Raw genomic sequence first — 12,297 nt, forward strand, 5'->3', positions numbered from 1 at the left:
TCAAGAGTCTAGCGATTCGAGTGCACGGGCCACCGTGTCCCCCTTCGCGTCCAGCCAGATGGTTCGTGGATCTCGACGGAACCAGCTCCGCTGCCGTCGCACGTAGCGTCTGGTGGCGGTGATCGTCCGTTCGACCATCTCCTCGGACGTGAGCTCTCCCCGGAGGTGGGCGAACACCTGTGCGTAGCCGATCGCCCGCCCTGCCGTGGACCGGGCGACGAGTCCCGACTCCCGCAGTCGCTCGACCTCGTCGACGAGGCCCCCGTCGAACATGTCGCGTGTCCGCACCTCGATCCGTGGGTTCAACCAGTCCGGTTCCGTCGCCAGGCCCAGGATTCTCGTCCCCCAACGGGGTGGGGCGTCGATCGGCGGTTGGGAGGCGGCGAACGGGCGCCCCGTCAGTTCGATGACCTCGAGCGCCCGCACCGTCCGGCGCGGATCGTTGGTCTCGATCACGGAGGCCGCAGCGGGGTCCACCGCCGCGAGTTCAGCGTGCAGCGCCGTGACACCGATCTCATCGAGTCGTCGCCGGTACCTTTCGCGGACCGCCTGGTCCGTGGGCGGAAAACTCCAGTCGTCGACGAGAGCCTGGACATAGAGCATCGACCCCCCGACGAGAACAGGGGTCTTCCCCCGAGCGAGGATCCCCTCGACATCGGCGATCGCCTCCCGCTGATAGCGGGCCACGCTGGCACTCTCGGTCACGTCCATGACGTCGATCTGGTGATGCGCGATCCCTTCCCTGTCCGGGACCGGGAGTTTGGCCGTGCCGATGTCCATCCCCCGGTAAAGCTGCATCGAATCGACATTCACCACCTCGCCGTCCAACGCGTGGGCCAGAGCCAGTCCGAGGGCCGATTTTCCCGAGGCGGTGGGTCCCACGACGGCGACCGGTTTCCGGGCGGTCATACGCCGACCTCCCATTCCGCGACGTAACGCCCGACCCCGGACGTCACGTCCGCCGCGATGAGCTCTGCCCGGGCCGGACGGATACCGGCGAGTTCGAGCCAGAGATCCGGTTCGAGGACCCCGGCCGTCCGCAACGAGTCCGGATTCTTTCCCGGTGGTCGATTTCCGGCGAGGAGTGCCCGGCACCAGGCGTCGACCGAATCCGCGCCGTCGATCAGCGCCAACGGCGCCCGCCCGGTGAGACCGGCGGATCCGTCGAGTGCGACGAGGGTGAGAACCCCGGGTGCCGGTTCGCCGAGTTTCCCCCGGACATCGACGATCCGTTCCGCGCCCGCCGGTCCGAGCAGAAACCGCTGAACCAGCTCCGGGAGATGGTGTCCCTCACCGACGTTCACCGTGGCATCCCCCCATCCGGCGAAAGATCCCCGGTGGCCGGTCCGCCATCGGGGATCCCGGGAACCGACGAGATGCACGGGAAGATTCCGGTGCCGGGAGAGAGTCCGCTCGACCGCGGCCCGCAGGTGGACTCCGGCGGGGTCGGCGTCACGGGACAGAACGAGAGCCGGGCTGGCGGGCACGACGATCAGGGGGCGGTACCGCGATCCGGCATCGGAGGCTGCTGTTTCGGTCACGGGACCAGACTAAACCACGGGTTCCGCGGGCTCCCGACCACAGCAATCGTCACGCTTATCTTCACGCTGCTAACCCGCGGGCTGTATTCTCGGTTGGAAGGTACCTTTATCTCTGGTACTCCCACCTTTCACGGCTGCCGTGTCGCGCGGCGATGATTCCCTAAGGACGTTGACCATGAGCACGAACTCCACTCCAAAGCCCGTCCCCCGACCGGGCCCCCGGCCCGGCGCCATGCCCGCGGTCCGGTCCCAGAAGCCGGCCGCGCCTTTGATCTCGCGGAGCGATCCGAGCAAGTGGGGTCGGGTCGATGAGAGTGGAAACGTGTACGTCACCACCGGTGAAGGTGAACGCCTCGTCGGGTCCTGGCAGGCGGGAACCCCGGAGGAGGGACTCGCCCACTACGGCGTCCGGTTCGACGATCTGGCCACCGAGGTGGAGCTGCTCGAGACCCGTCTGAAGGCTCACCCGGATGAGGCCCAGAACATCCGGGATACGGCGGTGCAGCTCCGGGAAGGACTGCCGACCGCGACGGTCGTCGGCGATCTCGATGGACTCGATCGCCGACTCGGTGAGATCATCCGGGAGTCCGAGGAAGCCGGCGAGCGGGCGAAGGCCGAGAAGGAACAGCGCCGCGCAGAAGCGATCTCACGCAAGGAGGAGCTCGCCACCGAAGCGGAGGACATCGGGGAGAACTCGACGGAGTGGAAGGCCGCCGGGGACCGGCTCCGGGACATTCTCACCGAATGGAAGTCGATCCGGGGCATCGACCGGAAGACCGATGACGCTCTCTGGAAGCGGTACTCCCGCGCCCGAGACGCCTTCAACCGCCGCCGGGGTTCCCATTTCGCCGAACTCGACCGTGGTCGGGCCGCGGCCCGACGCGCGAAGGAGGCACTCGTCGAGCGCGCGGAGGCGCTCAAGGATTCGACGGACTGGAATGAGACGGCCCGCGCCTTCCGCGATCTCATGACCGAATGGAAGGCCGCCGGGCGCGCACCCCGCGACGTCGATGACAAGCTCTGGGCCGCGTTCAAGGCCGCACAGGACCATTTCTTCGAGGCGCGGAACGCCCTCAACGAGGAACGGGACCGTGAGTTCGAGGAGAACGCCTCCCGCAAGGATGCTCTGCTCTCCGAGTACGACCCCCAGATCCAGCCGGACCGGGATCTCGAGGGTGCGCGTGCGAAACTGCGCGAACTCCAGGAGAAGTGGGAGGAGATCGGCTTCGTCCCGCGTGGACGCATCCGCGAGTTCGAGGACAAGATCGGGGCCGTCGAACGGCGGGTCTCGGACGCGGCGGATGATCGGTGGCGCCGTACGGACCCGGCGGCTCAGGCCCGTGCGGCACAGTTCGAGGAGAAGGTGCGCGACTTCACCGTCCAGGCGGAGACCGCGGAGGCCCGCGGCGACGCGAAGAAGGCGGAGAAGCTCCGGGCCCAGGCCGCGCAGTGGTCCGAATGGGCCGCGGCTGCCAGAGCGGCGATCGAGGAACGCTAGACACGGGACACCCCGGGGCGCGTGGAGGGACGATAGACTGTCCTCCCATGCGCCCCGTCCAATTCACCACTCCCCCACTCGGATCCTCCCCGGACGCCGCGGCGGATTCGGTCCGCAACTGGACACTGATGCTGGGTGTCCACGGACAACAGGTCACCGGGACCACCGACGCCTCCATATCGGTCGATTCGCTGCTGAACACGCTGTCTGGTGGCCCGGATGTCCGGGTGATCGGCCTAGCCGTCATCGACGATGACGACCCCGTGACAGCCCGGACCATCGCGACCGCCGACATATCCGATCTCGGGTACCCGCTGATCCCCTCCACCGGCGACGATCCCGCACCCGTGGTTTACGCGTGGGCGTTGATCTCGGTTCCGCTCCGGGAGAACCGGTCCGTGTGCGGTGTGGAGATCACCCTCGACGTGCCGTTCCTGCCTCTGCCCGGTGAACGGGTGGGCGACGAGGGTGAGGCTGCGGTCGACGCGATCATCACCGAGATCGGGCGGATCTGCGGGGTTCTCGGCCGGGATGTGATCCAGATACGGCAGTTGACGGAAGCGGATCCTGCGGTCGACGATCCCCTGGATGTCCTCTACCGCGCCCGTGGATTCGTTCCCGTACTGGTCGAGGAGCAGGCTGCGGTTCCGGTCCCCCCGCGACCGCACCGATGCGACCTCCCGAGCGGGTATTCGACCCGGATCCTCACCGGCATGAATCCGGTGGATGCGGAACCGCGTGTCACAGACGGTCTGTGCAGGTTGCTCGAGATGTTCTCCGCCGATCTGCCGCTGGAGGATCTCGTCTCTGGGCCACAGCGGTGGGACAGCGCCCGATTGGAGCGGGTCGACGCCGACACCCGTTGCACCGGGCGTGCGGTCGTCTGGGCGGTGGTCCTCGACGGATCCGGGACACCCGTGGCGGCATCCGCCCTATCGCGGGATCCCGCGGACTCCCCCGATACAGCAGCGCAGATGATGACCGTGGTCCACCGCGACCTCCACGGTTCGGGCCTCGCCCGCGCGGTTAAGAACGCCCTGTTCGGGGCCGCCGGGGACATGGGGATCCGCCGCATCCACACATCCACAGCCACCGGCGCGTCGGCGATCCGTGCACTGAACGCGGAATGCGGCGCGGAGGTGCGGGCCCGCAACGTCTACTGGCAGAAACGCGCCTGACCCCCGGGCCGGGGTCCGGAGCGCGTCAGACGGTTCCCTCGACGGGCCCCTCCGGGCGATCCCGACCCTCACGTCGGGCGCGGTCACGGTTCGCGCGACGACGCTGAGCCGCGCGCGAGCGTCGGTCATCGGCGTAGACGTCATGGCTGTCGCGGTCCACCTGTGCCGCGAGCAGCTCCTCCTGCATTTTGTGCACCGCGCTGTCCTGGGGCGCCTGCCTCCGGGCTTCGGCGAGCGCGCTCTGAAAGCTGGAGCGCCGGAGCACGATGCGGGTCAGGGTCAACGCGACGACAGTCACGCTGACCGCACCGAGGATCAGACCGTACGACGGTCCGACACCGGGTTCGGTCGGCGGACGTGACTGACGCATCCAGATGGCGAACAGCGAATAGAACATGGACGCACCGGAGCAGAACCAGGCCAGGTAGGCGATCAACGAGGACCGGGTGAAGATTGTCGCACCGGTGAGCAAGATGACACCGGTAACCCCGGTCCAGACGTAGATGCGTTCCGGCCAGGTGGTGACGAAAGCTCTCGCGGTGTCGGAGAAGAACAGCACGTCCAGTCCGAGAACCTGACCCGAGTGCGGCAGGAAGATCGACATGAAGAACCCGAGCATCCCGAGTCCGAGGAACACCTGCTGCGGGCCGAGATAAAGGGTCTGTGCCGCCCGCTTCTCGGCGTTCGGCAGATCGTCCATGTAGGGGGCGAGCTTCTCGGCCCGCAGACGTCGGCGCTTCTCGACCGCGGATTCTTCCGGGTCTCCGGCAACGGAGTGCTCCCGGGAGGGGTTGTTGTCACTCACGGCGTCGGGGTGCTCCTTCATTCGGTGGTTATCTTCGTGCGTCGGACAGATTCAACTATGCCACCTGTCGACTCCGGTTGCGGGGTTCAGCACCCGCAACCGGAGTCGGACGGCGCCGTGATCCGTTCGGTGGGGCGTCCGAACGCGGGCAGCCCCAGTCCGACCCCCGTTGCTCCGGTGGTGGGTGTCCTACCCGCGGCGGACATGTCACCGGCGGTGGTCCGACGGTGGGTCAGTACACCGGCGTCCGCGATCAGGTAGTGCGGTGCCGAGGATGTCACGGTAGCGGTGACGATGTCACCGGGGCGGATCTCCCGGTCGATCGCACCGGGTGCCTCCGAGGCCGCGACGGGATTGAGGTGGACGAGACGGCCGTCCCGGGCGCGTCCCGAGATCCGGTTCGTCCGGTCGTTCTTCCTGCCGCCGTCGGCCTGGATCAACAGCTCCACCCCGGTACCGACGAGGGCGGCGTTCTCCTCTGCGCAGATGCGTTCCTGGAGCGCCATGAGCCGTTCGAAGCGCTCCTGGACGATCTCCTTGGGAATCTGGTCCTCGTATTCGGCCGCCGGGGTTCCGGGGCGGGGGCTGTACTGGAAGGTGAATGCGGAACTGAATCGGCTGGCCTCCACCACATCCAGGGTCGCCTGGAAGTCCTCCTCGGTCTCCCCGGGGAATCCGACGATGATGTCGGTGGTGATCGCGGCGTGCGGGATCTTGGACCGGACCTCCTCGAGGATCCCGAGGAACTTCTTCGACCGGTAGCTGCGCCGCATGGCCTTCAGCACCCGGTCGGAACCGGACTGTAGCGGCATGTGCAGCTGCGGGCAGATGTTGGGGGTCTCGGCCATCGCGTCGATGACGTCGGAGGTGAACTCCGCGGGGTGCGGGGAGGTGAAGCGCACACGCTCCAGTCCCTCGATACCGCCGCAGGCCCGCAGCAGTTTCGAGAACGCCGAGCGGTCACGTTCGAGCTCCGGATCGGCGAAGTGCACGCCGTAGGCGTTGACGTTCTGTCCGAGGAGCGTCACCTCGACGACGCCCTGGTCGACCAGGGCCTGCACCTCGGCGAGGATGTCCCCGGGACGCCGGTCGGCCTCTTTGCCGCGGAGTGAGGGGACGATGCAGAACGTGCAGGTGTTGTTGCATCCGACGGAGACACTGACCCATCCGGCGTAGGCGGACTCCCGTTTCGCGGGAAGGACCGAGGGGAACTGCTCCAGGGAGTCGACGATCTCGACCGCGGCCTCCCGGTTGTGGGCCGCCCGGTCCAGCAGGGCGGGGAGCGAGCCGATGTTGTGGGTACCGAAGACTACGTCGACCCAGGGGGCCTTCTCCACGACGACCTGCTTGTCCTTCTGGGCGAGGCACCCACCGACCGCGATCTGCATGTCCGGCTTTGTGCGCTTCACGGCGCGCAGCGCACCGAGGCTGCCGTAGAGACGCTGGTCGGCGTTCTCCCGGACCGCGCACGTGTTGAATACGACGAGGTCCGGATCGGCGCCGGTCCGGGCCCGTTCGTAGCCGGCCTCCTCGAGGAGGCCGGCTAGCCGTTCCGAATCATGGACGTTCATCTGGCAGCCGAAGGTACGGACCTCGTAGGTACGGCTGGGCTGGGATGTCAGGTTCTGCTGCAACACAATGGACAATCATAACCCCACATACCCCCGTAAACCGACCCGCGGCACTCCCCATATGCAACCGCGGACGGTCGTCGAGGGTGACGCCTGAAACAGGGCTGGACAGCGGGGAAGAAGAATACCCCCGATACGACAAAAGCGCTGAAAAGCCGCACCCACCAAGGGGATGGTCACCCCCCCGATGGGAAATTGTGTCCTGTATTACATTAGGCTTCATCTATGGCGAACAACACTACCGACACCATGATCCGCATGCGGAACGTGGAAAAGTACTTCGATGACTTCCACGCGTTGAAGGACATCAACCTCGACGTCCCCAGAGGACAGGTCGTCGTCGTACTGGGCCCGTCCGGTTCGGGTAAGTCCACTCTGTGCCGCACGATCAACCGTCTGGAGACGATCGACTCCGGCGAAATCTACATCGACGGCGAACTCCTCCCCGAGGAGGGGAAGGAGCTCGCACGTCTGCGTGCGGACGTCGGTATGTGTTTCCAGTCCTTCAACCTGTTTCCCCACCTGACCATCAAACGCAACGTGACACTTGCGCCGATGAAGGTCCGCGGGATGAAGCGGGAGGAGGCGGACGCCGAGGCGATGCGCCTGCTCGAGAGAGTGGGCATCGCCGAACAGGCCGACAAGTACCCGGCGCAGTTGTCCGGAGGCCAGCAGCAGCGTGTCGCCATCGCGCGGGCGTTGGCGATGAATCCGAAGGTCATGCTCTTCGACGAGCCGACCTCGGCTCTCGATCCGGAGATGGTCAACGAGGTCCTCGACGTCATGACCGACCTCGCCGGTGGTGGCATGACCATGGTCGTCGTGACCCACGAAATGGGTTTCGCACGCAAGGCCGCCGACCGGGTGCTGTTCATGGACGCCGGAACAATCGTCGAGGACACCGATCCCACCACCTTCTTCGACAGCCCCGCGTCAGACCGGGCCAAGGACTTCCTCGGGAAGATCCTCGGCCACTGAGTCCCCCGGGTCTTCTCTCCCCCACATTCTTCCGAGGGCGTCACCGACGCCCCTGGATCGGAGCGGGAATCCCGCTCCACGAACATTTAAGGACACTCATGAACAAGTTCATCAGAAACACCCTCGCCATCACCTCCGCCGGAGCCATGGCCCTCACCCTCGCGGCGTGCGGCGACAGCAACGACGCCGACAGCGCAGGCCTGCTCGGGGCCATCGAGTCGGGCAAGGTCAACGTCGGAACCAAGTTCGATCAGCCGGGTCTCGGCCTGCGCACGCCCGACGGTAGCTTCACGGGTCTCGATGTCGACGTCGCGACCTACGTCGTCAACCACATCGCCGAGGAGAACAGCTGGGACACCCCGGAGATCACCTGGAAGGAGACCCCTTCCGCGCAGCGTGAGACCATGATCAAGAACGGCGAGGTCGACATGATCGCCGCCACCTACTCGATCAACGCCTCCCGCGCCGAAGCAGTGAACTTCGCCGGTCCGTACCTGATCACCCACCAGGCACTCCTGGTGCGCAAGGGCGACGACAAGATCTCGTCCCTCGAGGACCTGGATCGCGGTGGAAAGCTCTGCTCCGTGTCCGGCTCGACTCCCGCGCAGAAGGTCAAGGACGCTCTGCCCGGGGTCCAGCTGCAGGAATATGACACCTACGCATCCTGTGTCGAGGCACTCAGCCAGGGCAAGGTCGACGCGGTCAGCACGGACGCGACGATCCTCTACGGCTACGCCTCCCAGTACGACGGCCAGTTCCGGGTCATCGAGATGGTCAAGCCCGACGGCAAGGCCTTCACCGACGAGTACTACGGCATCGGGATGATGAAGGACGACGCGGCCGCGACCGACGCCGTCAACGAGGCGCTGTCCGAAATGTACTCCTCCGGTGAGTTCACGAAGCTCCTGAAGAAGAATCTCGGCGACGATGCATCCGTGGTCGAAGAGGGCACCCCCGGCGACCTCGCCTTCCTGACCGCCAAGTAGAACGAAGACCGGGAGGGGGCCGGCGCACACCGGCCCCTCCTCGACACCCACAAGGAGTCTGCCTCGCTTATGAACGCCATGTGGAACGATCTCGCGCCGGCCATCTGGCCCGCGTTCTGGGTCACCATTCAACTGACGGTCCTGTCGGCCATCGGCAGTTTTCTGCTCGGTACGGTGCTCACCGCGATGCGGGTCTCCCCGGTCTCGATCATGCGCCGACTGTCCGTTCTCTACATCAACACGGTACGGAACACGCCGCTGACGCTGATCGTCCTTTTCTGTTCGATAGGGCTGTACGGCAATCTCGGGCTGACGCTCGCCCCGGACAACTCCCACTTCATCGAGTCGAACAACTTCCGCCTCGCGGTCCTGGGATTCGTTCTCTACACCTCGGCCTTCGTCGCGGAGTCCCTTCGGTCCGGTATCAACACCGTGCACTTCGGACAGTCGGAGGCCGCCCGGTCGCTGGGCCTGACCTTCCCCCAGATCTTCGGATCGGTGATCTTCCCCCAGGCCCTGCGGGCGGCGATCGTGCCGCTGGGCAACACCCTGATCGCCCTGACGAAGAACACGACCGTCGCCTCGGTGATCGGTGTCGCCGAAGCCTCGCTGCTGATGAAGGCGACCATCGAGAACCATGCCGCGCAGGGATTCCTGATATTCGGGATCTTCGCCCTCGGTTTCCTCATCCTCACGCTGCCCATGGGTCTCCTGGTCAGCCACTACTCCATGAAATTGGCGGTGAAGAACTAGATGAGCAGCGTACGCGCAACGGTTCTCTACGACGCTCCGGGGCCGAAGGGCCGACGGATGAACCGGGTCCTCACGGTCATCACGGTCCTGGGGGCACTGGCGATCGGGATCTGGATCCTCCAGGTTCTCAACGACAACGGTCAGCTCGAAGGAGAGAAGTGGACCCCCTTCCTGAAATCGACCACCTGGACGACCTATCTCCTCCCCGGTCTGTGGGGAACACTCAAATCGGCCTTCTGTTCGATCATCCTGGCACTCGTGCTCGGTACCCTGCTCGGACTGGGGCGCCTCTCCCCCAACCGGCTGATCTCGGTGTTCTGCGGAATCATCGTGGAGTTCTTCCGCGCGATCCCTGTGCTGATCCTCATGATCTTCGCCTACCAGATGTTCGCGCTCTACAACCTCGTACCGTCCTCCCAGCTGGCCTTCTCGGCCGTGGTTTTCGGCCTGACGATGTACAACGGCTCGGTGATCGCCGAGATCCTGCGTTCCGGGATCCGTTCCCTGCCGAAGGGGCAGATGGAGGCCGCTCGGGCGTTGGGGCTGTCCCACCGGAAGGCGACCTGGTCGATTCTCCTGCCGCAGTCGGTCGCGGCGATGCTGCCGGCCCTGATCTCGCAGATGGTCATCGCACTCAAGGACGCCGCCCTCGGATACCAGATCGGCTACATCGAGATCGTCCGCTCCGGCCTGCAGTCGGCGTCCGCCTACCGGAACTACTTCCCGGCGCTCATCATGGTCGCGGTCGTCATGATACTGATCAACTACGCCCTGACCCGCCTGGCCGAGCGGATCGAACGCCAGCTGCGTGCCGGACGCGCACGCAAGCTGATCGTCGCGAAGGTCCCGGAACATCCCGATCAGGGTGTGGAGACGAAGGACCGGGCTGTCGTCGACTGGCACGAGCCATCCCACCGCGACCTGCGCACGCAGACGCAGGGAGAGTGATTCCCCGGGGGCCGAGGTTGCCCCGGGCCGACGTGAAGTCGTCCTCTCCCGGAACTTGAAATGGCCCGTCGCCCCGGACAACAACGTTCGGGTGACGGCCGAACTCCCGTCCACTGCGACCCCACCCCGGTCAGGAGATCTCGGAGATCCGCTCCTCGATCGCCAGCCGGGCCAGCTCCATCGACATTCCCTGCGGAAACCCCCTGCGCGCGAGCACCCCGAGCACACGCCTCAGGGCGCGGTCCCTGTCCGCGCGGTCCAGCTGCGCCCTTGTCACCGCGGTGCGGGCCTTCTTTCTGGCCAATTGAAGGGCCATGGCCCGCTCGTCCGATTCCTCGATCTGTCCCAACGCGCGGTCGCGGAGCTCAGCGTCGACGCCCTTCTCCCGTAGTTCCCGGTCCAGGACCTCGCGTGATTTCCCGCGCCGCAGGTGGCGTTGCCGCACCCACTCGTACGCGAAGGCCCCGTCATCCAGGAGACCCACCCGTTCCAGGTCATCCAGTACATCCGAGATCACACCGGCGGGGAACTCCAGGTCACGTAGCCGCCGGTCGAGTTCGTGTCTCGACCTTGACCTGTGGTCGAGAAGCAGCAGCGCCCTGTGCCGGACCTTCGCCCTGTCCTTCTCCGCCTCGATGTCGATGAACCCGGACGACTCCGATTCCACGGCGGCGACGGCGGTCCGGAGCCTGTCCACGATGAGCCTCTGGTCGCCATGGTCTCCGTCAGCGGTGCATTGCTCTCGCATCTCGTTCCTGAATCTCTCCTCCGCACACCCCGGTACCGACCTCCGATGGTTAACTGTCGTCGGAGTCGTCGATGTCGTCGAAGTCGACGTTGGGGATGACATCCACCGGATCATCGCTCAGCGCATCATCGTCGGTATGACCCGCGACACCCAACTTGGCGAAGATCTTGTGCTCGATCTCGTCGGAGATGTCCGGATTGTCCTTCAGGTAGAGCCGGACCTTCTCCTTGCCCTGGCCCAGTTGATCACCGTTGTAGGTGAACCATGAGCCGGATTTCTTGACGATCCCGTTTTCCACTCCGAGATCGATGATCGAGGACTCCCTCGAGATGCCCTCACCGTAGATGATGTCGAACTCGGCGAGCTTGAACGGCGGAGCGACCTTGTTCTTCGCCACCTTCAACCGGGTGCGGTTGCCGATCGCGTCCTGTCCGTCCTTGAGTGTCTGGATTCGTCGGACATCGCACCGGACCGAGGCGTAGAACTTCAGTGCCTTACCACCCGTGGTGGTCTCCGGGGATCCGAACATCACACCGATCTTCTCGCGGAGCTGGTTGATGAAGATCGCGGTCGTCCCCGAGTTGTGCAGGGCACCTGTCATCTTCCGCAGGGCCTGACTCATAAGCCTCGCCTGGAGCCCCACGTGGGAATCACCCATCTCGCCCTCGATCTCGGCCTTCGGGGTCAGAGCGGCCACCGAGTCGATGACGATGATGTCGATCGCACCGGAACGGACGAGCATGTCCGTGATCTCCAGTGCCTGTTCGCCGGTATCCGGCTGACTCACCAGCAGGTTGTCCGTGTCGACCCCCAGCTTGCGGGCGTAGTCGGGGTCCAGGGCGTGCTCCGCGTCGATGAACGCGGCGATGCCCCCCTCCTTCTGCGCCTGCGCCACCGCGTGGAGCGCCACGGTCGTTTTACCGGAGGATTCCGGACCGTAGATCTCGATGATGCGGCCCCGGGGGAACCCACCGACACCGAGCGCGATGTCGATGGCGGTGTTTCCCGAGGAGATCGCCTTCACCGGTGGCCGGTTGTCATCCCCCAGACGCATCACGGCACCCTTGCCGAAGTCCTTCTCGATCCGCGACATGGCCACATCAAGGGCCTTGCGACGCTCATCGCCGGTGGACGCTGCGTTGGTCTTCTTCTTCGTTGCCATTGCGGTGGGAACCTCGTGCTCTGTTCTCGGTTTTTCTGGAATATTCAGGTGAACGGGCTATCAGGGGCT

Annotated in this window: 12 protein-coding genes; 6 read left to right on the plus strand and 6 right to left on the minus strand. The window is 65.5% G+C overall.

What is annotated here, in order from left to right; genetic code table 11:
• Both miaA and JDV75_RS04815 read right to left on the minus strand, forming a co-directional pair.
• Entirely contained in the window at positions 1-909 is a 909-nt protein-coding gene (miaA, locus tag JDV75_RS04810) for a tRNA (adenosine(37)-N6)-dimethylallyltransferase MiaA (RefSeq protein ID WP_198738098.1), read from the minus strand.
• The gene (locus tag JDV75_RS04815; RefSeq protein ID WP_248095098.1) at positions 906-1,541 is read right to left on the minus strand and encodes a hypothetical protein; all 636 of its coding nucleotides are present in this window, start codon (positions 1,539-1,541) and stop codon (positions 906-908) included. The genes miaA and JDV75_RS04815 overlap by 4 nt, the downstream gene beginning before the upstream one ends.
• A 175-nt stretch (positions 1,542-1,716) precedes the next feature.
• Between JDV75_RS04815 and JDV75_RS04820 the strand changes: the two genes are divergently transcribed.
• Complete coding sequence (locus JDV75_RS04820; protein WP_198738099.1) at positions 1,717-3,039, plus strand: DUF349 domain-containing protein; 1,323 nt, start codon at positions 1,717-1,719, stop codon at positions 3,037-3,039.
• A gap of 47 nt (positions 3,040-3,086) precedes the next feature.
• On the plus strand, positions 3,087-4,217 hold the full coding sequence (locus JDV75_RS04825) for a hypothetical protein (protein ID WP_198738100.1): 1,131 nt from the start codon (positions 3,087-3,089) through the stop codon (positions 4,215-4,217).
• Between the two features lie 25 nt (positions 4,218-4,242).
• Here JDV75_RS04825 and JDV75_RS04830 read toward each other — a convergent pair whose 3' ends face one another.
• Together JDV75_RS04830 and miaB are read right to left on the minus strand one after the other, a co-directional pair.
• Positions 4,243-5,022, minus strand: a complete 780-nt coding sequence (locus JDV75_RS04830) for an Rv2732c family membrane protein (protein ID WP_198738101.1) — start codon at positions 5,020-5,022, stop codon at positions 4,243-4,245.
• A gap of 86 nt (positions 5,023-5,108) precedes the next feature.
• Positions 5,109-6,659 carry a tRNA (N6-isopentenyl adenosine(37)-C2)-methylthiotransferase MiaB gene (gene miaB / locus JDV75_RS04835; protein ID WP_198738102.1) on the minus strand — a complete coding sequence of 517 codons (1,551 nt, stop codon included), beginning with the start codon at positions 6,657-6,659 and terminating at the stop codon, positions 5,109-5,111.
• A gap of 243 nt (positions 6,660-6,902) precedes the next feature.
• On the opposite strand from miaB, the gene gluA reads away from it, so the two are divergent.
• The 4 genes from gluA (at position 6,903) to JDV75_RS04855 (ending at position 10,318) form a co-directional block, all read left to right on the plus strand.
• Entirely contained in the window at positions 6,903-7,631 is a 729-nt protein-coding gene (gene gluA, locus JDV75_RS04840; RefSeq protein WP_198738455.1) for a glutamate ABC transporter ATP-binding protein GluA, read from the plus strand.
• 98 nt (positions 7,632-7,729) lie between these two features.
• Positions 7,730-8,617 (plus strand): glutamate ABC transporter substrate-binding protein, encoded by an 888-nt coding sequence (locus JDV75_RS04845; RefSeq protein ID WP_198738103.1) that lies wholly within the window; start codon positions 7,730-7,732, stop codon positions 8,615-8,617.
• 69 nt (positions 8,618-8,686) lie between these two features.
• A complete protein-coding gene (locus JDV75_RS04850; protein WP_198738104.1) occupies positions 8,687-9,370 on the plus strand; it encodes an amino acid ABC transporter permease in 684 nt (227 codons plus the stop codon).
• The gene (locus JDV75_RS04855; RefSeq protein ID WP_198738105.1) at positions 9,371-10,318 is read left to right on the plus strand and encodes an amino acid ABC transporter permease; all 948 of its coding nucleotides are present in this window, start codon (positions 9,371-9,373) and stop codon (positions 10,316-10,318) included.
• A 130-nt stretch (positions 10,319-10,448) separates the two neighbouring features.
• Here JDV75_RS04855 and JDV75_RS04860 read toward each other — a convergent pair whose 3' ends face one another.
• Complete coding sequence (locus JDV75_RS04860) at positions 10,449-11,066, minus strand: regulatory protein RecX (protein WP_198738106.1); 618 nt, start codon at positions 11,064-11,066, stop codon at positions 10,449-10,451.
• A gap of 49 nt (positions 11,067-11,115) precedes the next feature.
• Positions 11,116-12,228 carry a recombinase RecA gene (recA, locus tag JDV75_RS04865; RefSeq protein WP_198738107.1) on the minus strand — a complete coding sequence of 371 codons (1,113 nt, stop codon included), beginning with the start codon at positions 12,226-12,228 and terminating at the stop codon, positions 11,116-11,118.
• Between the last annotated feature and the right edge of the window lie 69 nt (positions 12,229-12,297).

This window comes from Corynebacterium meridianum, assembly GCF_016342265.1.
Taxonomy (GTDB): Bacteria; Actinomycetota; Actinomycetes; order Mycobacteriales; family Mycobacteriaceae; genus Corynebacterium; species Corynebacterium meridianum.

Excerpts from the sequence above, each read along its gene's own strand:
- miaA (WP_198738098.1), bottom strand. The coding sequence starts at position 909 with ATGACCGCCCGGAAACCGGTCGCCGTCGTGGGACCCACCGCCTCGGGA.
- JDV75_RS04820 (WP_198738099.1), top strand. The coding sequence starts at position 1,717 with ATGAGCACGAACTCCACTCCAAAGCCCGTCCCCCGACCGGGCCCCCGG.
- JDV75_RS04825 (WP_198738100.1), top strand. The coding sequence starts at position 3,087 with ATGCGCCCCGTCCAATTCACCACTCCCCCACTCGGATCCTCCCCGGAC.
- gluA (WP_198738455.1), top strand. The coding sequence starts at position 6,903 with ATGATCCGCATGCGGAACGTGGAAAAGTACTTCGATGACTTCCACGCG.
- JDV75_RS04845 (WP_198738103.1), top strand. The coding sequence starts at position 7,730 with ATGAACAAGTTCATCAGAAACACCCTCGCCATCACCTCCGCCGGAGCC.
- JDV75_RS04850 (WP_198738104.1), top strand. The coding sequence starts at position 8,687 with ATGAACGCCATGTGGAACGATCTCGCGCCGGCCATCTGGCCCGCGTTC.
- JDV75_RS04855 (WP_198738105.1), top strand. The coding sequence starts at position 9,371 with ATGAGCAGCGTACGCGCAACGGTTCTCTACGACGCTCCGGGGCCGAAG.
- JDV75_RS04860 (WP_198738106.1), bottom strand. The coding sequence starts at position 11,066 with ATGCGAGAGCAATGCACCGCTGACGGAGACCATGGCGACCAGAGGCTC.
- recA (WP_198738107.1), bottom strand. The coding sequence starts at position 12,228 with ATGGCAACGAAGAAGAAGACCAACGCAGCGTCCACCGGCGATGAGCGT.